This window comes from Spirosoma agri (genome assembly GCF_010747415.1).
In the GTDB taxonomy this organism is placed as follows: Bacteria; Bacteroidota; Bacteroidia; order Cytophagales; family Spirosomataceae; genus Spirosoma; species Spirosoma agri.
Map to the genome: position 1 here is coordinate 1,753,087 of NZ_JAAGNZ010000001.1, position 22,637 is coordinate 1,775,723.

General features: G+C 50.5%; 19 protein-coding genes. 10 read left to right on the forward strand and 9 right to left on the reverse strand.

Features of this window, described 5'->3' with window-relative positions:
- Positions 1-59 precede the first annotated feature (59 nt).
- Positions 60-533, forward strand: a complete 474-nt coding sequence (locus GK091_RS07185; RefSeq protein WP_164035908.1) for a hypothetical protein — start codon at positions 60-62, stop codon at positions 531-533.
- Positions 534-726: 193 nt separating this feature from the next.
- Positions 727-1,233: a GNAT family N-acetyltransferase gene (locus GK091_RS07190; RefSeq protein WP_164035909.1), complete on the forward strand. Its 507-nt coding sequence runs from the start codon at positions 727-729 to the stop codon at positions 1,231-1,233.
- A gap of 49 nt (positions 1,234-1,282) precedes the next feature.
- On the opposite strand, the gene GK091_RS07195 is transcribed toward GK091_RS07190, so the two are convergent.
- Both GK091_RS07195 and GK091_RS07200 read right to left on the reverse strand, forming a co-directional pair.
- The gene (locus tag GK091_RS07195) at positions 1,283-1,846 is read right to left on the reverse strand and encodes an acyl-CoA thioesterase (RefSeq protein ID WP_164035910.1); all 564 of its coding nucleotides are present in this window, start codon (positions 1,844-1,846) and stop codon (positions 1,283-1,285) included.
- A 153-nt stretch (positions 1,847-1,999) separates the two neighbouring features.
- Complete coding sequence (locus GK091_RS07200) at positions 2,000-2,326, reverse strand: HesB/IscA family protein (protein ID WP_164035911.1); 327 nt, start codon at positions 2,324-2,326, stop codon at positions 2,000-2,002.
- 79 nt (positions 2,327-2,405) lie between these two features.
- Here GK091_RS07200 and mce point away from each other — a divergent pair, with 79 nt between their 5' ends.
- The 3 genes from mce to odhB all read left to right on the forward strand — a co-directional run bounded on the left by mce (position 2,406) and on the right by odhB (position 7,585).
- On the forward strand, positions 2,406-2,822 hold the full coding sequence (mce, locus tag GK091_RS07205; RefSeq protein ID WP_164035912.1) for a methylmalonyl-CoA epimerase: 417 nt from the start codon (positions 2,406-2,408) through the stop codon (positions 2,820-2,822).
- A gap of 243 nt (positions 2,823-3,065) precedes the next feature.
- Positions 3,066-5,858, forward strand: coding sequence for a 2-oxoglutarate dehydrogenase E1 component (locus GK091_RS07210; RefSeq protein ID WP_164035913.1), 2,793 nt, complete (start codon positions 3,066-3,068; stop codon positions 5,856-5,858).
- A 95-nt stretch (positions 5,859-5,953) separates the two neighbouring features.
- Positions 5,954-7,585, forward strand: coding sequence for a 2-oxoglutarate dehydrogenase complex dihydrolipoyllysine-residue succinyltransferase (gene odhB, locus GK091_RS07215; RefSeq protein WP_164035914.1), 1,632 nt, complete (start codon positions 5,954-5,956; stop codon positions 7,583-7,585).
- Positions 7,586-7,727: 142 nt separating this feature from the next.
- Here odhB and gpmI read toward each other — a convergent pair whose 3' ends face one another.
- From gpmI to eno, 4 genes are all read right to left on the reverse strand, one after another.
- Positions 7,728-9,302 carry a 2,3-bisphosphoglycerate-independent phosphoglycerate mutase gene (gpmI, locus tag GK091_RS07220; RefSeq protein WP_164035915.1) on the reverse strand — a complete coding sequence of 525 codons (1,575 nt, stop codon included), beginning with the start codon at positions 9,300-9,302 and terminating at the stop codon, positions 7,728-7,730.
- 46 nt (positions 9,303-9,348) lie between these two features.
- Positions 9,349-9,867 carry a low molecular weight protein-tyrosine-phosphatase gene (locus tag GK091_RS07225; RefSeq protein WP_164035916.1) on the reverse strand — a complete coding sequence of 173 codons (519 nt, stop codon included), beginning with the start codon at positions 9,865-9,867 and terminating at the stop codon, positions 9,349-9,351.
- 62 nt (positions 9,868-9,929) lie between these two features.
- Complete coding sequence (locus GK091_RS07230) at positions 9,930-10,238, reverse strand: FtsB family cell division protein (RefSeq protein WP_164035917.1); 309 nt, start codon at positions 10,236-10,238, stop codon at positions 9,930-9,932.
- A gap of 102 nt (positions 10,239-10,340) precedes the next feature.
- Entirely contained in the window at positions 10,341-11,621 is a 1,281-nt protein-coding gene (eno, locus tag GK091_RS07235) for a phosphopyruvate hydratase (protein ID WP_164035918.1), read from the reverse strand.
- A 297-nt stretch (positions 11,622-11,918) separates the two neighbouring features.
- Here eno and GK091_RS07240 point away from each other — a divergent pair, with 297 nt between their 5' ends.
- The 4 genes from GK091_RS07240 (at position 11,919) to GK091_RS07255 (ending at position 18,070) form a co-directional block, all read left to right on the forward strand.
- Entirely contained in the window at positions 11,919-13,874 is a 1,956-nt protein-coding gene (locus tag GK091_RS07240) for a M1 family metallopeptidase (RefSeq protein WP_164035919.1), read from the forward strand.
- 657 nt (positions 13,875-14,531) lie between these two features.
- On the forward strand, positions 14,532-15,023 hold the full coding sequence (locus tag GK091_RS07245; RefSeq protein WP_164035920.1) for an NADH-quinone oxidoreductase subunit C: 492 nt from the start codon (positions 14,532-14,534) through the stop codon (positions 15,021-15,023).
- 79 nt (positions 15,024-15,102) lie between these two features.
- Positions 15,103-16,782, forward strand: a complete 1,680-nt coding sequence (locus GK091_RS07250) for a hypothetical protein (protein WP_164035921.1) — start codon at positions 15,103-15,105, stop codon at positions 16,780-16,782.
- Positions 16,783-16,921: 139 nt separating this feature from the next.
- Positions 16,922-18,070, forward strand: coding sequence for a BamA/TamA family outer membrane protein (locus GK091_RS07255; protein ID WP_164035922.1), 1,149 nt, complete (start codon positions 16,922-16,924; stop codon positions 18,068-18,070).
- Between the two features lie 200 nt (positions 18,071-18,270).
- Here the strand turns inward: GK091_RS07255 and GK091_RS07260 are convergent, their stop codons facing one another.
- The 3 genes from GK091_RS07260 to lpdA all read right to left on the reverse strand — a co-directional run bounded on the left by GK091_RS07260 (position 18,271) and on the right by lpdA (position 21,711).
- Positions 18,271-18,591, reverse strand: a complete 321-nt coding sequence (locus tag GK091_RS07260; protein ID WP_164035923.1) for a hypothetical protein — start codon at positions 18,589-18,591, stop codon at positions 18,271-18,273.
- 217 nt (positions 18,592-18,808) lie between these two features.
- Positions 18,809-20,173 carry a M28 family peptidase gene (locus GK091_RS07265; protein ID WP_164035924.1) on the reverse strand — a complete coding sequence of 455 codons (1,365 nt, stop codon included), beginning with the start codon at positions 20,171-20,173 and terminating at the stop codon, positions 18,809-18,811.
- A 122-nt stretch (positions 20,174-20,295) separates the two neighbouring features.
- Positions 20,296-21,711: a dihydrolipoyl dehydrogenase gene (lpdA, locus tag GK091_RS07270; RefSeq protein WP_164035925.1), complete on the reverse strand. Its 1,416-nt coding sequence runs from the start codon at positions 21,709-21,711 to the stop codon at positions 20,296-20,298.
- 210 nt (positions 21,712-21,921) lie between these two features.
- Between lpdA and GK091_RS07275 the strand changes: the two genes are divergently transcribed.
- Positions 21,922-22,491, forward strand: a complete 570-nt coding sequence (locus tag GK091_RS07275; RefSeq protein WP_164035926.1) for a hypothetical protein — start codon at positions 21,922-21,924, stop codon at positions 22,489-22,491.
- Positions 22,492-22,637 lie beyond the last annotated feature (146 nt).

Genomic DNA, 22,637 nt, shown 5'->3' on the forward strand with positions numbered 1-22,637 from the left:
CGCAATCCGAAACGTTGGGTGGACACAACAGTAATAAAAAAGCGTGTTCGGCGGGTTGTATGCGACAGATTGCGCATCTCGTGGCAGAGTGGTTTTGGCTCGTTGGGCAGTTTGCGGTTGACACAAGAACCGCCGAGAGAGGAATCCGGAAACTCATTAGTCAGCATCTTGGTGGCAGTGTAATTTTATACATGGAAGAACAACTTTTACCCACAAGCGTAACGCCCGAATGGTTTGAATATCCAGAGTCGGTTCTAGTTCTATTGAAATTAGGTCTGTTAAATATTAAGCCTTGGAAGGTGCTTACAGGCGAACAACTATTAGCATACAACAGTCGGTATGCCCAAAAGCAAATAGTCCCTTTTGCAATTCGGTTGGACAACGACGATATAGTATGCTGGAGTTTGAAGCATGATAAAAAGCTGGTACTTTGGGACGAAACCGAAATGGGATTTAAGTCTGACGAAGTTTATAAAGACGTTTGGGCTTGGCTAACTGTAGCGACTCAAGACATGATAGATTTTCATTCATAATTGCGCTCCACTTGGGGCAGCTTTCTGTCGACAGGAGACGCGTCCCGAGGTAAAGTTTGCAGCCCAGCCAGCAAAGGGTGTAAAGGTTGGAAATGGCTTGTGTTCAGGGTAGTTTTGCCCTCATTAATTAACCCCTGTGGGCGCTGTGCGAGAGTATACTGAGTTATTTGAGTGAAGCAGTAGAACAACCGTTATGATTGAAACTAAACGCCTGACACTTGTACCCTTGACGCTTGATCAGCTGCGTCTGCATGTGGCGGACCGTCATCAGTTAGAGGCCGTATTTGGTCTGAAGAAAGGGCATCGACAAGTGATCGAACCGCTGTTGAGCATCATTACCTATTTTGCGATTCCACGTTTGCAGAACCCGGCCAATGATCCGCTTTATCATACAATGTGGCTGGCTATCGACCGGCAAACGCAGCAGTTCGTGGCCGAAGCTAAATTCAAGGGGGAGCCTGATGAAACCGAGACCGTCGAAATTGGGTACGGCACATATCCGGCACTCCGTCGAAACGGGTACATGAGCGAAATGGTTGGTGGTCTGGTGAGCTGGGCAGGACAGCAACCGGGTATCCGACGTGTTGTTGCGGATACCGAAACGGAAAACGTAGCCTCGCAGAAAGTGCTGGAAAAGAACAGGTTCGTTCTGTTTGACCGCGTCGAAAATATGCTTTGGTGGGAGTATGTGTATGACTAGTAAAACTTGACCCACAAAAACTGACGAGGCTCCAGGCATCCGTAAATCGCTAGAGTAAATCCCGTAACTCATCCGTCAACTGGCAACGTTCGCGGGTAAGTTTATCGATGTTTTCGTCGAGGAGTATATGCGTCCGGGCGTTGTCAAAATTCTCGCTGAAAGCTGCCCGCAGTTCTTTACGCTTCATCGCTTCTAGGAAGCGACGGACATCAGCGGGTGTTTCGAGCAGGAGGGGAGGCACTTCGGTCGGTTGGTCGTTGTCGTCTTTGGCCACCATCGTAAAGTAGCTGGTGTTCGTATGTTTCACCGTGCCCAGTTTCACATTCTCGGCAATAACCTTGATGCCTACCACCAGCGAAGTCCGGCCAACATAATTGACCGACGCCAGCAACGAGACCAGCTCGCCAACTTCGACGGGCTGCCGAAAGTTGACACCATCGACCAAAACCGTCACGCAATACTGTCTGGCATGTTTGGCCGCACAAGCGTAGGCAACTTTATCCATCAGTGACAGCAAGGTGCCACCGTGAATTTTGCCACCAAAGTTAGCATAGGCCGGAATCATCAATTCCGTGAGTGTGGTGCGTGAATAATTGACGGGTTTGGCTGTCATCTGAAACCGGGATTTGCTGGATTTATCGGATTGGCGCTGATTTTCACAGAATTGATCATGGAAGCGTTTATGCAGGAAGGTACGAAACAAAAGAAGCCAACCTTGCTACGGTTGGCTTCTTTCGTTTCGTACCTGTAAACACCTCCGGTGAAATCATACGGCGAAACTTTCACCACAGCCACACGTGCGCGAGGCATTTGGATTTTTGAACTGAAAGCCTTTACCATTGAGTCCGTCCGAAAAGTCAAGTTCCGTACCGGCGAGGTACAGCAAACTTTTGCGGTCGATGAGAATCTTTATGCCTTTGTCTTCAACGATATGATCGGTTGGCTGCTGGGTCGCGTCAAATTGCAGATCGTACATCAATCCCGAACAACCTCCACCCTGTACACCTACGCGGATAGCATACTCTTCGGCAAGGCCATCTTTGTGGCGTAGTTCGATAATCTTGTTTTTGGCGATTTCTGAGACGGTAACCATAGTTGTAATGGAATCGGAATTGACGCGAATTAATGCTATTGTAGTAACTTTCTGCCAATCGGAAAAGTTCTGTCTACTCATGCTCACTAACGTCGAACACATTGGCATTGCCGTACGCGACATTGCCGCGTCGAATGCGCTATTTGCCAAACTGCTTAACAGTCAGCCCTATAAAGCCGAAACAGTCGAAGCGGAGGGAGTTACTACGTCTTTCTTTCGGGTCAATCAGACCAAAATCGAATTGCTCGAAGCAACCGATGCGGCTAGTCCCATTGCTAAATTCCTGGAGAAAAAAGGGGAGGGAATACACCACATTGCCTTTGAAGTCGACGACATTGAGGCCGAAATGAGTCGGCTGGCAGCCGAAGGATTTACGCTTCTGAGTGAGAAGCCTAAAGCAGGAGCCGATAATAAGCTGGTATGCTTTCTGCACCCAAAAGGCACTAATGGTGTCCTGATCGAATTGTGTCAGGAGCGAACAGTGTTGCCGAAATAGCTGAAAAAGAGTGATACGCATCACTACGCGCAGAGCCTGAAGACGACCTGCTCTTTGATGGTCTGTGCGGGTGCTCGCGACACTGGGCAGGAAGATAATTGTCAACTAAACAATCACGAATGCTGTTATCAACCTAAGGGCGTCGTTACCAGCGGAGGTATAGAATAAAAACCAAAAATTTTCGGGCTAACTGTTTGGCCGATACGTTACCTTTGCGGGTCAAAACAACGACGCGCCCCCGTCATGGATCAGTACTCATATATCGCCAATTCCGACGCGGCTTACGTGGATCAACTCTATCAGTCTTATAAGCAAGACCCTCAGGCAGTTGACGAAAGCTGGCAACAATTCTTCAAAGGATTTGAATTTTCATTGACCTACGGCGAAGACGCCGGCCACAATGGTGGATCGGGTAAAACCAATGGTGCTTCTGCCAATGGTAATGGACAAACAACCACGAAACCCGACGCTTCGGCAAAACCGGTTGACGCCAGCCATGCCGAGAAAGAGGTTTCGGTAGCCAGTCTGATCAAAGCCTATCGGTCACGTGGTCACCTATTAGCCAAAACAAACCCACTCAAAGCGCGTAAAGACCGGCAGCCACGCGTCGATCTGCCCGATTATGCCCTGTCGGATGCGGATCTGGATACCGTGTTTGAATCGGGGAAATTATTGGGCATCGGACCCGCTACCCTGCGGGTTATCATGGAGTCGCTTCGGAAGATTTATGCGGGTGATATCGGCTTCGAATACATGTACATCCGCGAACTGGACGTTAAAAACTGGTTGCGTAACAAAATCGAAAAAGAAGCGCTTGTGTTCACGCCTTCTCTCGATGAGAAAAAACGTATCCTCGAAAAACTGAACGAAGCTACCGTTTTCGAAAACTTTCTGGCGACAAAATACCTGGGTCAGAAACGCTTTTCGCTGGAAGGGGGCGAAGTGACGATTCCGGCGCTGGACACGATCATTAGCCAGGCGGCCAGCATGGGCGTTGAGGAAGTGATGATCGGTATGGCTCACCGGGGACGATTGAACGTACTGGCTAACATTCTGGGTAAGTCGTACGAATCTATCTTTGACGGTTTTGAAGGCAATGTTCCCGAGCAGGTTCATGGCGACGGTGACGTTAAATATCACCTTGGCTATTCAAGCCTGATCGAAACCAAATCAGGGAAACAGATCAGCGTAAAACTGGCACCTAACCCGTCGCACCTTGAAGCGGTCAATCCTGTTGTGGAAGGATTCGTGCGGGCGCAGGCTGATGAAGAATACAACGGCGACTTCACGAAGATCATGCCGATCCTGATTCATGGCGATGCTGCTGTGGCAGGGCAGGGTATTGTTTATGAAGTGACCCAGATGGCCAAGCTGGCTGGTTACCAAACCGGCGGCACGGTCCATTTTGTGATCAACAACCAGATCGGCTTTACAACGGACTTTGACGACGCCCGTTCGTCGATCTACTGTTCTGATGTCGCTAAAATCATTGACGCACCGATTTTTCACGTAAACGGTGATGATCCGGAAGCGGTGATCTTCTGCGCTAAACTGGCGGTTGAATTCCGCGAGAAGTTCAAGCGGGACGTGTTTATCGATATGGTCTGCTACCGGCGTTACGGTCACAATGAGGCCGACGAACCGAAGTTCACGCAGCCAACGATGTACAATATCATCGAGAAACACGCGAACCCACGTGAACTCTACAAAGATCTGCTCATTGAGCGGGGCGATGTAGACGCTGAACTGGCAACGCGCATGGATACGGAATTCAAGAAGCAGTTGCAGGACCGGCTCGACCGGGTGAAGCAGAAAGCCGAAATTCCCTATAAACCACTTCGTCTTGATCTCGACTGGGCCGAACTTCGGTTCAGTGAACCCGTCGATTTTGACCAGTCGCCCGAAACGAAAATTTCGGCTGAAATGCTGGAAAAAATTGGCAAGGCGCTGGTGAAACTGCCGGAAGGCTTCAAGCCGCTTAAGCAGATTGACAAGTTGCTGAAAGACCGGCAGGCTATGCTTACCGACACCAAACTGGTGAACTGGGGAACCGCTGAGCTGCTGGCCTATGGCTCGTTACTGCTCGATGGTAAACCGGTTCGGTTGAGTGGTCAGGATGTACAGCGTGGCACGTTCTCGCACCGTCACGCGGTGTTGCACGATTCCGAAACGAACCAGTCGTATTCGTCGCTCGACTTCATTGAGGAAGGACAGCAGAAATTCCAGATTTATAACTCGCTTCTGTCGGAGTACGGTGTACTGGGCTTTGAATATGGTTACGCCATGGCAAACCCCCACGCGCTGGTAATTTGGGAGGCTCAGTTCGGTGATTTTTCGAACGGTGCCCAGTTGATCATCGATCAGTTCATTGCGGCTGCCGAATCGAAGTGGGGCATTCAAAACGGCGTAACGCTGTTGCTGCCCCATGGCTACGAAGGACAGGGTCCGGAACACTCCAACGCGCGTCCTGAACGATATTTGCAGCTCTACGCGGAGTATAACATGGTGGTTGCCAACATCACGACACCCGCTAACTTCTTTCACCTGATGCGTCGCCAGTTGGCATGGGAGTTCCGTAAACCACTGGTGATTATGTCGCCCAAGTCGTTGCTACGTCATCCTAAGTGTGTATCACCTGTCGATGAGTTGACCAACGGCCTCTTCCAGGAAGTACTTGATGACAGCTACGCACAGGCTGAAAAAGTGAAACGCGTACTGTTATGTACGGGTAAAGTGTATTACGATCTGCTCGATAAACAGCAGGCTGATCAGCGCGATGATGTAGCCATTGTTCGACTGGAACAGCTGGCTCCGCTGCCTAAAAAGCAGCTGGACGCTGTATTGGCGCGATATAAAGACGCGAAGCTATTCTGGGTACAGGAAGAACCCGAGAACATGGGTTACTGGACCTACCTGCTTCGCATGGGCATTCACCTGCCGATTATTTCGCGTAAAGCTGCCGCGTCGCCAGCAACGGGTTATCCCAAAATACATACCCAGGAACAAGCCGACATCGTTCGGCGAGCGTTTGAATAACAAGGAGTTTGTTGCTTGTCGTTTATAGGATGATGTTCTGGTAAAAGAGAGCGTTATCCTGTAAACTGCGAACCCAAACCACAAACTATAGAAAAATGGCCGTTGATATGAAAATTCCTCCCGTGGGGGAATCCATTACCGAAGTTACTGTTGGCACCTGGTACAAGAAAGAAGGTGACCAGGTAAAGATGGACGATGTTCTCTGTGGACTCGATTCCGATAAAGCTACGTTTGAGTTAACGGCCGAAGCCGATGGTGTCCTTCACATCCTGGCACAGGAAGGTGATGTGTTGCCAATTGGCGCCAGCATCTGCACGATTGACAGTGAGGGTAGTGCCCCCAGTGCGGCACCTTCACCCGAACCGGCCAAAGCTGAAGCGCCTAAACCTGCCGCTCCGGCAGCTGAATCAACCCCAGCTCCGCAACCAGCCGCCGAACCTGCTCCGGCACCCGCTGCTACTCCGGGTGGTAACGTGATCGAAATGAAAGTTCCGGCGGTTGGCGAATCCGTTACGGAAGTGACCATTGCTTCGTGGAGTAAAAAAGACGGAGATCAGGTTGCTCTCGACGAAGTGCTGTGCGAACTGGAGTCTGACAAAGCCACGTTCGAACTGCCCGCTGAAGCGGCTGGTGTACTCCGGATTGTTGCTCAGGCCGGGGAAACGCTGCCAATCGGAGCGTTGATCGCAAAGATTGAAACAGGAGCGGCAGCCGCACAGCCAGCTGCTACACCACAACCAGCTGCCCCCGCTCCACAAGCCCAGCCTACTGAAGCTGCCAACAACGGCAATAGTCAGAACGGGTATGCGGCTCACTACCCATCACCAGCTGCCGCCAAAATTCTGGACGAAAAAGGAATAAAAACCCAACAGGTTCAGGGTACCGGCGTTGGTGGACGTCTTACGAAAGAAGATGCCCTGAAAGCGTCGCCCGCACCTGCTCCGGCGCAACCGGCTGCGCCTGCACCACAGGCACAACCAGCGGCTAAACCGGCAGCGCCCGCGTCTGCTCCGGCTGTTGCTGGTGAACGGGGTCAGCGTCGCGAAAAAATGACGTCGCTTCGCCGGACAATTGCCCGTCGACTGGTAGCGGTGAAAAACGAAACGGCGATGCTGACGACCTTCAACGAGGTCGACATGAAGCCGGTGATGGATCTGCGGAACAAGTACAAAGACAAATTCAAGGAGAAACACGGCGTAGGGCTTGGCTTCATGTCGTTCTTCACGAAGGCGATCTGTGCCGCGCTGAAAGACTTCCCCGCCGTGAACGCTCAGATCGACGGAGATAGCATTATCTATAACGATTTCTGCGACGTGTCGATCGCCGTTTCGACCGAGCGGGGTCTGGTTGTTCCCGTTATCCGGAACGCCGAAACGTTGAGCTTTGCCCAGATTGAGAAAGAAATTGTCCGGTTGGCTGGTCTGGCCCGTGACAATAAGCTGACTATCGATCAGATGACGGGTGGCACGTTCACCATCACGAATGGTGGTACATTTGGGTCAATGCTATCGACCCCGATCATAAACGCACCACAGTCGGCCATTCTGGGTATGCACAACATCGTTGAGCGGCCTGTTGTAGTCAATGGCGAGATTGTGGTTCGGCCCATCATGTACGTGGCCCTGTCATACGATCACCGCATCATCGATGGTAAAGAATCAGTTAGCTTCCTCGTTCGGGTGAAGCAGATTCTGGAAGATCCGGCCCGGTTGTTACTGGAAATGTAGAATCATACAAATGCACAAAAAAGCCGACCTCAATCACTGAGGTCGGCTTTTTTGTTTCAGCATTCTAGTCAGGAGACGGCGAAGCCAGTGGATGGACGCAACTAGTCTGGATAAACACCAAGAACAATGTCCGGCCAACATACTAGGCTGAGGCAATCAAACTAACGCCCGTCATTTCTGGCGGCTGGGGGATACCCATCAGTTGCAGGATCGTTGGGGCAATGTCCGCCAGTTTTCCGTCATTCAGCGTTGGATGGTAGTCGTTGTCTACCAAAATGCAGGGCACCAGATTGGTCGTGTGCGCGGTGTTTGGCGAGCCGTCTTCATTCCGCATATACTCGGCATTGCCGTGGTCAGCGATGATGATCGTTGCGTATCCGTGCTCGAGAGCTGCTTCCGTAACCGCTTTGGCACAAGCATCGGCGGTTTCGGCCGCTTTGATCACCGCAGAAAATACGCCCGTGTGACCGACCATATCCGTGTTGGCAAAGTTCAGACAAATGAAATCCGGCTCTTCACTCAGCAATTCTGGAAGAATGGCATCGCGGATGTCGAACGCGGCCATTTCCGGTTTCTGGTCGTAGGTCTTCACCGGTATCGTTGTTGCCAGACCCTGCTCGTCGTAAATGACCATTTCCTTGGGCGATGGGCACAGAAGCCGTTTTTCGCCCGCAAACGGTTCCTCACGACCACCCGAGAAGAAGAAGGTTACGTGCGGGTATTTTTCGGTTTCGGCAATCCGGATCTGTTTACGATCCACAGAGGCTATGACTTCACCCAGTGTTTTTTCCAGATTATCCTTGTCGAAAATGACGCTTACGCCAACAAAGTCATTGTCGTAATTGGTCATGGTGATGTAGTTCAGCGACAGTTTTTTCATGCCCTGTTCGGGGAAGTCCTTCTGTGTCAGTGCCTGCGTAATTTCGCGGCCACGGTCGGTGCGGAAATTGAAGCACAGAACCACATCGTCCTCGTCGATAACCGCTATCGGCGAACCGTCTTCGTGCGCGGTAATGATCGGTTTCACGAACTCGTCGGTAACGTCGGCGTCGTAGGAGGCTTGTAAGGCACCGATCGGATCCTGGGTCAGCAGACCAGTACCATGCACCATAGCATCATACGCAACCTTAACACGTTCCCAGCGATTGTCGCGGTCCATTGCATAATAGCGGCCAATCACACTGGCAATTTTACCCGTTGTGGCAGTCATGTGCGCCTGAAGATCGGTCAGGTAACCGACGCCACCTTTGGGATCGGTGTCGCGTCCATCCGTGAAGGCATGGACAAATACATCCGTCAGGCCGTGCGCCTGGGCAATCGAAAGCAGTCCCTTCACGTGGTCGATGTGGGCGTGAACGCCACCGTCAGAAACCAGACCAATAAAATGGACCTTTTTGCCCTGCGTTTTCGCATAAGTAAGGGCATCAACCAGTACGGGCTCATGATCGAGCGTATGTTCGTCAACCGCTTTATTGACCTTAACGAGATCCTGATAAACGACCCGGCCAGCACCGAGATTCATATGGCCGACTTCGGAGTTGCCCATCTGCCCCGCCGGTAAGCCAACGGCCAGACCGGATGCCTCCAGCTTGCTATTTGGATACTTGGGATACAGCGAATTCATGAAAGGCGTACTGGCCGATTCAATAGCTGAAACGTCAGGTTTGAGGGGAATGCCCCAACCGTCGAGAATGATGAGAATGACTTTCTTATTCATAGTGTCGGAACAGCAAAACGATGAACGAGTAAATGACAGATGCCAATTACTCGTTCATCGTTTTACTCGTTTGCGCTGTAAGATTATGCTGTTGAATTAAGTAGATAAGCAGTTGACGGCAGCAACGGAGCGTAATTTGATAAACGGCTTCGAATACCTCTGGACCTTCGTAATACGGGTCGGGTACGTTTGGGTCGTCGCTGACGTCGGGATCGAATTCGCGTAGCAGAAAGATCGTGTCATTTGTGTGCAGACCCGTGCTACGATAATTTAGTTTCTCAATGGCTTCCAGATTCTGTTCATCCATGGCCACGAAGTACTGAAAGTGAGCCAAATCATCGCCCGTCAGGCGTCGGGCACGATGCGTGAGTGTCAGGCCGTGCTCAAGGGCATTTTCCCGGGTTCGGCGGTCGGGCAACTGACCGATATGAAACGACGCGGTGCCTGAGGAATCACAGGCTATCTGGTCGCTCAATCCGTACTCAGCAACCAGCGTTCTGAATACGCCTTCTGCCACCGGTGATCGGCAGATGTTGCCGTAACAAACGAAGAGAACGTTTACCATACAAGATGACCGGGTCGCTGATGACGAATTGCCAATAAATTAATCTATCGGATCATTCGTCGTTATTCTATCGGACCATTTTTCTCGTCTACAATCACAAAAATGTCTTCGGTAGGCTTTTTCATCAGGTACTTCTCCCGCGCAAATTTTTCGCGGAGCTGATCATTGCCCAATACTTCCCGACGTTCAGTCTGTACCTGCTGAATCTGAGTCTGGTAAAATGTCGCTTCCGCTTCCTGTTCGCGGAGTTTCCACCAGTTGCGAATCTGCATTGGGAGGTCGTTCGCGTCAAAAAACGTCATCCACACCAATAACCCCAGGCCAGTAGCGACGTAAAAATTACGAAGGTAGTGCAAGAGACGATTGAGCATAGGGATGACCGGATTCCGGTAGAATAGAACGGATCAATGATGAATTATGGATGATTTTTCAAGCATGTAGCCCATAACGCATCATTGACCCGTCATTATTGATTAAAACTTCAAGCCAGGGAAGTAAGCCGTTTCGCCTAATTCTTCTTCAATACGGAGCAGCTGGTTGTATTTCGCCATCCGGTCAGAACGGGAAGCCGAACCCGTTTTGATCTGACCCGTGTTTAGGGCTACAGCCAGATCAGCGATGGTTGCATCTTCGGTTTCGCCGGAACGGTGCGACATAATGTTTTTGTACGCGTTGCGTTTCGCCAGATTTACCGTATCGATCGTTTCGGTCAGCGAACCGATCTGGTTCACCTTCACCAGAATGGCATTGGCAATACCTTTGTCGATACCTTCCTGTAGACGCGTTACGTTGGTTACGAACAGGTCGTCGCCGACAAGTTGGGTTTTTGTACCCGCCAAGGCATCGGTGTGCGCTTTCCAGCCCGCCCAATCGTCTTCGGCCATACCATCTTCGATAGACAGGATCGGATATTTGCTCACCCAATCCTTCCAGTAACCGGCCATTTCAGACGACGTCAGTTTATCACCGGTCGATTTTTTGAAGTGATAAACGCCTTCTTCAGCGTTATAGAATTCCGACGAAGCGGCATCCATCGCAATCCAAACGTCTTCACCGGGGCGGTAACCCGCTTTCTCAATAGCTTGCAGAATCGTCTGGATAGCCTCTTCGTTCGACTTGATGTTCGGAGCAAAGCCACCTTCGTCACCCACGTTGGTCGCCAGACCCATGCCTTTCAGCACTTTCTTGAGCGTATGGAAGATTTCGGTGCCCCAGCGCAGCGCTTCCGAGAAACTCGGCGCATTGGCGGGCATAACCATAAACTCTTGAAAATCAATTGAGTTGTCGGCATGTGAACCACCATTCAGGATGTTCATCATCGGAACGGGCAGCGTATTTGCGTTCACACCACCAACATACCGATACAACGGCATACCGGCTTCTTGGGCGGCTGCTTTTGCTACGGCCATCGATACGCCCAGAATCGCGTTAGCGCCCAGTCGGCCCTTGTTTGACGTGCCATCCAGTTCAAGCATAACCTTGTCGATCATGCTCTGCTCGTAAACCGAAATACCAACCAGTTCAGGGAAAATAAGGTCATTAACGTTCGATACGGCTTTCAGGACACCTTTACCAACGTATATTTTTGGATCGTCGTCGCGGAGTTCGACAGCCTCATGGGAGCCGGTAGATGCACCTGATGGTACAGCCGCACGACCCAGATATCCGTTTTCTGTCCGAACGTCTACTTCAACGGTCGGGTTGCCTCGTGAATCCAGAATTTGTCGGGCATGAATGCTTTGAATGGTACTCATCGCAGAAAGTAAGAAGGGTTAACAACAAAAAAGCCAATTTTTTCGACCATGACTACCAAGTCGTTAGGCCGATTGGCGAACCGGCAGCAAAGTAACGAAATACAAGGCAAAAGTTTTTATGATTGATGGGGATATTGGGTTCCGTGAAGGGTTCCGGGCAGTTGTATGTCGTCAAAGATGCGCGGATAGGGAACAGAATCCGATTTTCAGGTGCGATTAACCGCTATATTTGATGATTCCCATGCTGATCGGTTGGTGATCAAGGATTGCAGTCACCAACCTTTATGTACTCGCCTGATGAAACGACTTATTATCGGTCTGGCTCTGTGCGGGGTGGCTCTGAGCGGATTTGCGCAGACCGCCAAACCCACGTTTGCCATACCGCTTAGCCCACGACTGGCTAATTACCAGATCGACGTTAAACTGGACCCCGCCACGAAAAAGATCGACGGCCAAGAGACACTGACATGGCGTAACGCATCGACAGACGTTATTCGGGAGTTGCAGTTTCATCTTTACCTGAATGCGTTCCGGAATGAGAAGTCAACGTTCATGCGTGAGTCGGGTGGGCAGCTGCGGGGTGATCAGATCGACCGGAATGCGAAAGAAAATCCGTATGGGTCCATCGATATCGTGTCGATGAAGGTGCGCGGGGGTGAAGCGTTGGCGTACCAGTTTATTCAGCCCGATGATCCACAGAATAAAGACGATCATACGGTTATCCGGGTACCGCTGAGCAAGCCGATTGGTCCGGGTGAGACCATTGCGCTGGACATTTCGTTTCGAGCCAAGCTGCCCAAGATCTTCGCCCGCACGGGTTTTAGCCGAGATTTCTTTCTGGTCGGGCAGTGGTTCCCGAAAATCGGCGTGTATGAACCCGCCGGGACTCGCTATGCCAAACAGGGTCAGTGGAACTGTCACCAGTTTCATGCGCATTCGGAATTTTACGCCGACTATGGCGTTTATGACGTGGCTATGACGGTTCCCAAAGAGTACTGGGTCAGTGCGACGGGACTGTATCAGTCGGAGAAAATAACGCCGAGCGGCTTAAAGACGGTTCGTTATCATGCCGAAGATGTGGTCGATTTCGCCTGGACCGCTTCACCGCGTTTTCAGGTGGTGAACGATGCCTGGAAACGGCCATCGGGTGGAGATGTTAAGATCGAACTCGCCATGCAGCCGGAGCACGCTCATCAGGCTCAGCGGTATCTGCATGCCGCCAAAGCCGCATTGGCGTATTTTGATAAACATCTGGGTAAGTACCCATTCCCCAACTTGACGATTGTTGACCCACCCCTACACGCCAGCGGTTCGTTTGGCATGGAGTACCCGACATTCATTACGGCGGGGTCGGCCTGGTTTTTGCCTGCTGGCGCCCGGTTTCCAGAAATGGTGACGGTGCACGAATTTGGGCATCAGTACTTTATGCAGCTGTTAGCTTCCAACGAATTCGAAGAAGCGTGGCTCGATGAAGGCTTTAATCAATACTATGAAGGCCGGGTCATGGACGAAACGTATGGTGTCCGGTCGTCGCAGTATGACCTGTTGGGATTCAAACAGGGTGACATGGAAACCTCCCGCGACGAGTACGTACATCAGGATAATCCGGCCATTGGCTCCTCGTTCGGCAATACGTGGCAACTGCCCGATGGCCAGTATGGTGTTCTGACATATTCCAAAACGGCAACCTGGCTGAAAACGCTGGAAGGGTTGATCGGACGACCGGCGCTGGACGAGATCATGCAGACGTACTTCATTCGCTGGAAATTCAAACACCCCAATGCGGATAGCTTTATCAACATTGTTAACGAGATTGTCGCCAAACGCCTTGGCAGCAAGTATGGCCCCTATATGAACTGGTTTTTTGATCAGGTGCTCTACGGCGATAATGTGGTTGATTATGAATTAATTGCCCTGAAAAATCGGGGTCGAGGTAGTCAGCAGCAGGCCGTCGTAACGGTGCAGCGAAATGGCGATGGTAAAATGCCGGTCGATGTGCTGGTCCACTTTGATAATGGGAAAGAACTGATGCTGTTCTGGGATGGAAAAGCTCGTCAGCGGCAGTTCACCCTCTCGGAGAAAGCAAAGGTCGTATGGGCAAAGGTGGACCCCAAGCAGAAAATCTACATGGATACCGATTTAAATAATAACAGTCTGACGCTTCAGCCATCATCGGCCCCAGCGGCCAAATTTGCTACTAAATTTTTATTCTGGATCGAAAACTGGATGCAATGGCTGGCCTGGCTGGCTTAGGGCTTCGTGACTTTTTGATAGATTCCTACAGAAGAAGCAACTGCACAATGACAATCGTATTCGTTAACGTGAAATAGAATCTACCGATAAGAAATAAAACCGATCTCCAGCAAAGCGTGACAATGCCTTATCGTACCCGTAGTAGCGACCGCTGAATGTAACGGTTAGTCCTGGCTTTTGAAACGCAGTGTCCAGCGAACAAACAAAGCCGACATCGTGGGAATCAAAGCTGTTCGGCACTAAGATCATAAATGTAGTCTCTGTAGAGTCGAAGAAAACCCGACCAGTGGCATTTTCCACTTTTTTGACAAATGAACTCCCGTTAGGGCAATCTGAACTCGTGGGCGTACTTTTGTCGCAGCTATACAACGAAGTGAGCATCCAAAGTAGGCATAAAGGGCAGAAGCGCTTCATTGGTGATCTTTTTTAATCAAGACCCGTGTTAGCCGCTGAGGGTTGGTAGGGTTGATGGTTTATTTTAATCCCATCCGTTCAGGAAAAAGGTGATGGAATAAGCCATTTAGGGACCTTTGCCATTACTTCTCAGAATTTTGAAACAGTCATTCTCGTTATAGCATTTAGTTGATGACGAAGCCAGTTGACGCTCAACCATTGTCGAAACACGATCTGGGATCGGTAAAATCCGTTTGACTTTTAATGACATTTCTTGAACTAACCACCATTCTGACGGCCGAATTTGGTCCGGAACTGGAAGCTAATACGCAGGGCTTACAACCGTCTCTGACTGTTCCGACCGGTCAGTTGGTAGCCATTTGCCAGTTTCTGCGGGACGATGACCGACTCTTTTTCGATCTGTTGGCCTGCGTTACGGCTATAGACAATGGGCCGGAAACGAACACGATGGACGTTATCTATAACCTGACCTCCATTCCGTACGAGCATAATCTGATGCTGAAAGTTAGTGTGTCCCGTACGACCGGCAGCAGTCAGTTACCGTCCGTTCCGAGTATTGCCCATATCTGGCGAACGGCCGACTGGCATGAGCGCGAAGCCTTCGATCTCGTAGGGATTCGATTTGATGGCCATCCTGATCTGCGTCGTATTTTGCTGCCCACCGATTGGGTTGGTCATCCATTACGAACTGACTATCAGGAAGAAGAGCAGTATCATGGTATAAAAACGAAGTAAGGATTTATCATTTTTTTGCCAGACGTTGACATTTTGGGGGTTCCGTTAGTTATTGCTTTATCTTGTTCGTACTGAAGTAATGAAAAACCCCTGTCATCTCGTTGTTGTTCTGCTATTTATCGCTTGCTGTGTAGTCCCCGTTTTTGCTAATGCTCAGTCGGATCGTGCCGATTCCGTGATCGTAACGGGGCGCATTCGCCATTTGTCGGCTCGTTTGTACCGTGAATCGCCAACGGTTCTTGTCAGTCGCAACAACATCCTTCAGGCTAGCCGCGAGTTATTTCGTTCGGCACCGCTGAACGTAGACGGTACATTTCGGGTGTCGATGCCGCTGATTTATACCCAGGAGGAAATGTATTTTACCTACGGTCGCATCTCAACGGCGTTCCTGACCTCAGCCGGTACACTAACTATTGAGCTGGATGCTGACTCGCTGTTCACGGTAGCCGTTCCCTTTAAATTTGGTGGCGTTAATGCGCAGGTGAATCAGCAATTCGCCCGCTATAAAGCATTTGAAGCTACTTATCCCAACAAGCCAGACGGCAAAAAACTGTCGGATCGGATCAATGGCATGGGCGACGATGCTGCGTATAAAAGCCTTTCCAGCGCCTATCAGGCACCCTTGGTGGCTTTTGCGGCCAAAGAGAAACCATTTCCGCTGTTGACGCGCTGGGTTGGTTCGGCCAACCGCTACAACGCAGCCGCTTTCCTGTATGACAAGGCCACCTTTGAAAACGACGAATTGACGAAAACGCTGGACGATTCGTTGCGACCGGCCAATGATCAGTTGTTGACGGCTGCTCGGGCTTCGGCCATGAATCGGTTTGCCAATTACGTTACCCAGCGGATCACAGTACAAGCGGGCAATAGCCGTACCAATGGGCTGACGGTTCGGGCATTGGCGATTCTGCTCGAACGTTATGGCAAGAACCTGACCGCTGATGAGCGCCTTCGACTGAGTGATTATGCATTGAGCAATTCGGCCCGTGCGTCGGACTTACGGTTCTTTGATGGCCTCGTGAAGCGAAATCCCGATACGCTTCAGCGACTGGTAAATTACGAGACGTTGATTCAGCGTAGTGTCCGGCAGTACGATAGTTCAGCCGTCAACTATTTGGCTGCGTACTGGCTGGCAACGTCATTACCGGGACTGACACTCGACTATTCGCGTTTGCTATATAGTTACGCCCGGCCACAGGTGAAAGAACCAGCTCTGGAACAATCACTTGACGAGTTATATCGACTCGAGGTGAAGGACAGTATCCGCATTCGGTCGGCCATGCAAACCTTGCGGCAGGCCGGTCGAAAAGCAACGAGCCTGGAAATTTCGCCGGGCGTATTCGTTACGCGTGATGATCTGGGAAACGGGTCATCGCTGCTCGATCAGGTCATCAATGCGAACCGGGGGAAGGTCATCTACCTGCTGCTCACATCGCCTACGGATGAAGCAGGTCGGCAGGCTGCGCTCGATGCGCAACGATTAAGGAATTCATACAGCTCCCGTGATTTCGCTCTGATTTATGTGCCAATGTCAGGAACCGATAAGTCGCTATGGCCCGAAATGGCTACCCGCTACAACCTGTCCGGCGATCACCTGCTCTTGACAGATGCCCAGCTTTTCGACGCTGTTGATCGACTACGCCCGGATAATGACATGTCGGCTACGGTCATCAATCGGGTCGGGAAAATTGAGAAACGAAACGCTGCTTTGCCCGGTGATTTTGACGAAGCGCGGAAAGTAATCAATAAGAATTTATAATGATCATGGATGACTGAACTACCCTTGTTTTAATCTTATTTTAATACTTGAAAACTATTGTAGCCCGCAGTATGTAAGACTAGTAGAATCAGTTGATCGATCCATTGCCGCACGATGGATATGACAATGTCTAGTTCTTATGCGCAACATAAAACAGGGCTGCCTGGTAGGTACAGTATGGTGGATGGGCTTATTGCTGGTATCATCCAGTCCGTTGTTTGCCCAGAACGCTGCCAAGCGGTTGTTCAATCGCTTCTTCAACGATACGACCTCTTCATCGAACCCCCATGTTTCGTTCTACCCGACGCTGAGCTACGCGCCCGAAACTAGTCTTGAAATCGGGGCTTCGGCGTTGTATCTCTACCACGCCAACAACGACGTGAAAAATAATCGGCTCAGCGAAATTCAGGCGTTCAGTTTTGTGACGCTGCGTGGGCAATACGGCCTGAATATCGACCACACGATCTACGGTGACCGAGACCGCTGGTTTTTTCTGGGTCGGGGCCGACTTCAGCGGTTTCCTCTGTTGTACTACGGCATTGGCCCGGAAACTAAACCGGATAACCCGGCTACCATCGACGCCTTCTCGATTCAGCTTCGGGAGCGGGCCATGCGCCGAATCGCGCCCAATTTCTTCGGTGGTATCGAGATTGATTATCAACAGTTGAGTCGGGTTGAATTTAATCAGCCGGAAGCGATGCCCCACACGTTGCCAGTGGGCAGTGAGGGTACTACAAATCTGGGATTTGGCGCGGGATTCGTCTACGATAGCCGACCGAATGTGCTCAACGCCCGTCGGGGTGCCTTCGCCGAACTGGCTTATCTGAACTACGGGCTGGTGGGCAAAAAGGCCCTTTCGTTTTCCAATGTGTCGCTCGATGTTCGTCTGTTCAAAACCGTGCGGCCCAACCAGGTACTTGCCTGGCAAGCCTACGGTGTGCTGACCAATGGTGATGTGCCCTTCAACCAGATGGCGCTATTGGGGAGTGAGATCATTATGCGGGGTTATTATCCGGGACGCTATCGGGACAAAGCCTATGTTGCCACGCAGGTTGAGTACCGATGGTTGCCGTTCTCGTTTAGTCGCCGGTTTGGCGCGGCCGTCTTTGCCGCCGTTGGTACAGTCGGATCGTCGCCGGGGCAAATTCAACTTGGTAACTTATTGCCGACGGGTGGGGGCGGAGTGCGGTACCTGCTCTTCAAAAAGAAAGACGTTTTCCTGCGTGCCGACGTTGGCGTTACCCGCGAAGGGCTGGGATTCTATATTCTTACCGGCGAAGCATTTTAGCGTATAGTAGAGATGAGCAGTGTGCGGATAAGTGGCTGTTGTAAAAGTCGATACAGGGTTGGATTTTCTTTTTAAATCCATATGTGTTGAAGTAGATTTTAGCTTGAAAATGTATATCTACTAAGCTCATAAATCGCCTTTTAACGTGATGCAATCTTAAGTCGGAGCGAACAAGCATTGACGTTGTAAGGATAACGCGTTCATCTTTTTGCCTTCGTGCTTACCAGAATTACGCCATCTTTCGCTTTGGGCCCATACATATCAACTAGATTGTTGGCTGAGTTAGATTGTAAGACACTGACACTTTCTATATCGTCAGGGTTAAGCGTACCTTTTGTGACGTTCTCTATTTCAGTGCCATCCACTAAAATGAGCGGTTTGATTGTATGATGGGGTTTCTCGTTGATTACTATTTCTAAGGGCCTAGGTGTAGTAATTTCCCAACCTGCTTTGTGACAGGCGGTTAAGTGCAGAAAAGAGCAAGCTGTTAAAGCTACAGGGATGATGTGCCTAAGTTTCATGATCTAATCTGTTAGAAGGAAACACACTGAAAAGTATACACTGAGAACACCTTATTGTACCAAGTAATCAAGTATTGTTACATAGCTACGGTAGCAATCACAAAAGTCACTATTAGTTTAAAAGCTACTGAACAGATAATTTATACCCATTCAGTCGCCGGAAATGGGTTAACAAGCCATTTAGCCCATTTTACATCTTTTCAATGGCCAACGAAGCTTACAATCCATGTTGATCCAGCAAATAGATCAGGGCCGCCATCGATGCGGTACCGAGTTCAAGTTCGCGCTGGCTGACTGTTTCGAAACGATCGGCGGTTGTATGGTGGTAGTCAAAATAACGCTGTGAGTCGGGTTTAAACCCGAACAATACCGTGCCCAACTGAGCGAGCGGCCCAATGTCAGCGCCACCGCTACCTGCGCCAATATCGGTCAGGCCATAGGGGGCCAGCAACGGTTTCCAGGGCATTACTTTTGCCCGTTGTTCCGGCGTTCCCACGATGCCAAAACCGCGCGGAGTGAAGCCGCCATTATCAGATTCGACGGCTGCCAGGTGCTTCTCGTTGTTTTTCTTCGCCTGATCGGCATACTGGACACCACCGCGCAAACCATTCTCCTCGTTCATAAACATCACCGCCCGAATGGTATGTTTCGGCTTGATGCCTAGCGTTTTCATAATCCGTAACACGTCGATCGACTGAACGCAACCCGCCCCATCGTCGTGCGCTCCTTCGGCCAGATCCCACGAGTCGAGGTGACCGCCGACCACGATTATTTCGTCGGGTTTCTCACTCCCTTTTATTTCACCAACCACGTTGTACGACTTGGCATCGGGGAGTGTTTCGCAATTTTGTTTAAAGTAAAAAGTCAGGTTTGGGTTTTCGGCCAGCGATTTACTCAGGAGATCGGCACCGTTGGTACTGATAGCCGCCGTTGGAATCAGCGCAACACCAGTCCCGTAACGCATACCGCCTACGTGCGGAAAATCGTCGTGTACGTTGGTCATTGACCGAACAATAGCACCTACGGCACCGAGTTTGGCGGCTTCCGTAGCCCCATTCGCCCGTTGATCGACTGCTCCACCGTAAGCTTCGAATGTATTGATCTTGGTCGGGTCCATCGGTCGGTTGAAGAACACGATTTTTCCCTTGACCTTATCGGGACTCATAGCCCGCAACTCCGGAAAACTTTTGACCTCGATGATGCCCGCTTCTACCCCTTTGGGCGCGGTCGCTACGGAGCCACCCAAAGCAGCAATGGGCACTGTGATTTTCTGCTTGCCATTCCGAATGAACGCTTCTTCTTTGGCACCCCGTACCCAGTGCGGCACCATCACATCCTGCAAGAAGACCCGATCGAATCCCTGCTCTTCCATGATCTGCTTCGTCCAGTCGACGGCTTTTTGCGCCCCCTCCGAACCACTCAGGCGGGGACCAACTTTTTTGGTCAGATGGCGTAGCCATTCGTAGGATTTACCGTTGGCGAGGGATTCGTTGAAGATGCGTCGAATGGTGACGGAGTCGGCGTCCTGAGCGTAAGCACACGCAACGGACAGGCTCAACAGAGCTGTAAACAGTTTCTTCATGGTTGGGCGGTTGTATTCGTTAAGGAAGCAATATACAGAAAAGCCCGGCTGCTTTCCAGCAACCGGGCTTGCGTAACACGGTTTAGCCCGTATACGGTATTATTCACGGACTAAAGTCCGGGTTACATATTGATCGCCCGATTGTCCGTAGCGGCCAGACAGGCTTCTTTAAACGCTTCGGTGTAGGTCGGGTGCGCGTGCGACATCCGCGAGACATCTTCTGCCGAGGCCCGGAACTCCATAGCCGTAACGGCTTCGGCGATCATGTCGGCAGCACGAGCTCCAATCATGTGAACGCCCAGAATTTCGTCGGTTTCTTTGTGCGCAAGTACTTTCACCAGTCCGTCGATGTCCATACTCGCCCGCGCCCGGCCCAAGGCCTTGAATGGGAAGGAGCCGACTTTGTAGGGAATATTCTCCTGTTTTACTTCTTCTTCGGTATAGCCCACCGAAGCCACTTCCGGCCATGTGTATACAACGCCCGGAATCAATTTGTAGTGAATATGCGGTTTCTGACCGACAATGGTTTCGGCAATAAATGTACCTTCTTCTTCCGCTTTGTGCGCCAGCATCGCACCCCGAATTACGTCGCCGAGGGCGTAGATGTGCGGAACGCTCGTACGCAGGTGATTGTCTACGTCGATTCGTCCCCGGTCGTCGGCTGTCAGACCAGCCGCTTCAAGGTTCAACCCATCAGTATAGGCACGACGGCCAACCGAAACCAGGCAATAGTCAGCAGTCAGCGTAATTTGCTCCGGTTCGTCGCCACGGCCTTTGGGTTTATCGATGCTCACCACCACCTCGTCGCCCGTGTTTTCGACTTTCGTGACTTTGTGACTGAAGTAAAAATCAGCGCCGAGTTTTTTAACGACCTTCTGAAGTTCTTTACCCAGTGTCTTGTCCATCGTTGGAATCATTGAATCGGCAAACTCAACGAACGACACCTTTGAACCCAGCCGGGCATAGACCGACCCCAATTCAGCGCCGATCACGCCCGCGCCGATGACAACCAGATGTTTCGGGATTTCCTGAAGTTTCAGGGCTTCGGTAGACGTGATAACGCGTTTTTTATCGATCGGCATCGATGGAAAAGACATTGGTTTTGAACCCGTCGCAATCACGATGTTCTTCCCCTTGATCGTTTCTTCAGACCCGTCGGATTTCGCAATTTTGATCGAATGCGGATCAACGAACGAGCCTACGCCATAAAAGGTATCTATCTTGTTTTTCTTCATCAAGAACGAAATGCCCTTCGTTGTCACATCGACAACTTCCTGCTTCCGCTTGATCATCTGGTCCAGATCGACCTGCAAATCAGTCAATTTAATGCCGTGCTCGGCAAATGTGTGCGCAGCATTGTAAAAATGTTCCGACGAGTCAAGCAGCGCTTTCGACGGAATGCAGCCAACATTCAGGCAAGTGCCACCCAGCGTGGCGTATTTCTCGATGATGGCTGTTTTAAGTCCGAGTTGGGCGCAACGGATCGCACCGGTATAGCCACCTGGTCCCGAACCAATGATAATAACATCGTATTCCATGAAGATGATTGTTATGTCTGGATACTAGACGATAGACAAATGAGTCAGAATAAACGAATCTGATGTCTAAAATCTGCTCTCCGATCCCTATGAGTAAAGCATTATGAGTGCAAATTTGGTTCAGAATTTGATTACCTAAACCGATTTGTGAAAAAACGTGTTGGTGGTTCTGTAAGGTAGTCCGCTTTCGGTGCCGTTTAGTATAGATTTATGCGTTTCGTTTATTCTGGTTGCCTGCTGTTTAGTCTGTTCGCCAGCAGCTGTACTGACTCTGTTCAACAAAATCAACCGAACGTTTATTACGACGTTTCGGGCTTCGTTAAGCATCAGATCTCTGACCTCTCTGCTCAAAAACCACTCGTCCATAAAACGGTCGCTATCAATGCCCGGCAGGATCAGGAAAACAAAACGGACGTTAACTGGACCCGCGAACTAGAGCTATTTACGCAGGCCGACATCAATAAGCCAGCCCTCCGGAATAGTTACCAGATTGCCCGTCCCGATTCCCTAACGTACCAATACACCCTGAAACGTTCGGAAGAACGACTAACGGTTCGCTCACTGAACGTTCGGCTGGATGCGGTAACCCACCAGCCCCGCCTGATCGAAGCTGTTTTGCAGACCAGCAATCCGCTTTATTCGTCCGAACGGCATTTATTGCTGGAAAGTGGTCCCGCCACCGGACAGCAATGGCGGGTACAGCATTATAAAGTAGCTGGCTACCAAAAACTGCCCTATTTCGACAAAAATGAGTTTTTGGTTGACGGTAAGGTGCAATAAAACACCTTTCTTTTTGTCGAATAAGCCACTGAACGCGACCCGTCATACATCTTTTTCTATATTTGTTCGGTACTAGGGTCGAACGAAACCGACCAGTAGTCCGTTAGCTTTTCATCAACTACATACTCAATTGCCCTGGCGGTTTC

What these genes read in the sequence shown, in the direction of transcription:
- GK091_RS07185 (WP_164035908.1), top strand. Translation starts at nt 60, where the DNA reads ATGCGACAGATTGCGCATCTCGTGGCAGAGTGGTTTTGGCTCGTTGGG.
- GK091_RS07190 (WP_164035909.1), top strand. Translation starts at nt 727, where the DNA reads ATGATTGAAACTAAACGCCTGACACTTGTACCCTTGACGCTTGATCAG.
- GK091_RS07195 (WP_164035910.1), bottom strand. Translation starts at nt 1,846, where the DNA reads ATGACAGCCAAACCCGTCAATTATTCACGCACCACACTCACGGAATTG.
- GK091_RS07200 (WP_164035911.1), bottom strand. Translation starts at nt 2,326, where the DNA reads ATGGTTACCGTCTCAGAAATCGCCAAAAACAAGATTATCGAACTACGC.
- mce (WP_164035912.1), top strand. Translation starts at nt 2,406, where the DNA reads ATGCTCACTAACGTCGAACACATTGGCATTGCCGTACGCGACATTGCC.
- GK091_RS07210 (WP_164035913.1), top strand. Translation starts at nt 3,066, where the DNA reads ATGGATCAGTACTCATATATCGCCAATTCCGACGCGGCTTACGTGGAT.
- odhB (WP_164035914.1), top strand. Translation starts at nt 5,954, where the DNA reads ATGGCCGTTGATATGAAAATTCCTCCCGTGGGGGAATCCATTACCGAA.
- gpmI (WP_164035915.1), bottom strand. Translation starts at nt 9,302, where the DNA reads ATGAATAAGAAAGTCATTCTCATCATTCTCGACGGTTGGGGCATTCCC.
- GK091_RS07225 (WP_164035916.1), bottom strand. Translation starts at nt 9,867, where the DNA reads ATGGTAAACGTTCTCTTCGTTTGTTACGGCAACATCTGCCGATCACCG.
- GK091_RS07230 (WP_164035917.1), bottom strand. Translation starts at nt 10,238, where the DNA reads ATGCTCAATCGTCTCTTGCACTACCTTCGTAATTTTTACGTCGCTACT.
- eno (WP_164035918.1), bottom strand. Translation starts at nt 11,621, where the DNA reads ATGAGTACCATTCAAAGCATTCATGCCCGACAAATTCTGGATTCACGA.
- GK091_RS07240 (WP_164035919.1), top strand. Translation starts at nt 11,919, where the DNA reads ATGAAACGACTTATTATCGGTCTGGCTCTGTGCGGGGTGGCTCTGAGC.
- GK091_RS07245 (WP_164035920.1), top strand. Translation starts at nt 14,532, where the DNA reads ATGACATTTCTTGAACTAACCACCATTCTGACGGCCGAATTTGGTCCG.
- GK091_RS07250 (WP_164035921.1), top strand. Translation starts at nt 15,103, where the DNA reads ATGAAAAACCCCTGTCATCTCGTTGTTGTTCTGCTATTTATCGCTTGC.
- GK091_RS07255 (WP_164035922.1), top strand. Translation starts at nt 16,922, where the DNA reads ATGCGCAACATAAAACAGGGCTGCCTGGTAGGTACAGTATGGTGGATG.
- GK091_RS07260 (WP_164035923.1), bottom strand. Translation starts at nt 18,591, where the DNA reads ATGAAACTTAGGCACATCATCCCTGTAGCTTTAACAGCTTGCTCTTTT.
- GK091_RS07265 (WP_164035924.1), bottom strand. Translation starts at nt 20,173, where the DNA reads ATGAAGAAACTGTTTACAGCTCTGTTGAGCCTGTCCGTTGCGTGTGCT.
- lpdA (WP_164035925.1), bottom strand. Translation starts at nt 21,711, where the DNA reads ATGGAATACGATGTTATTATCATTGGTTCGGGACCAGGTGGCTATACC.
- GK091_RS07275 (WP_164035926.1), top strand. Translation starts at nt 21,922, where the DNA reads ATGCGTTTCGTTTATTCTGGTTGCCTGCTGTTTAGTCTGTTCGCCAGC.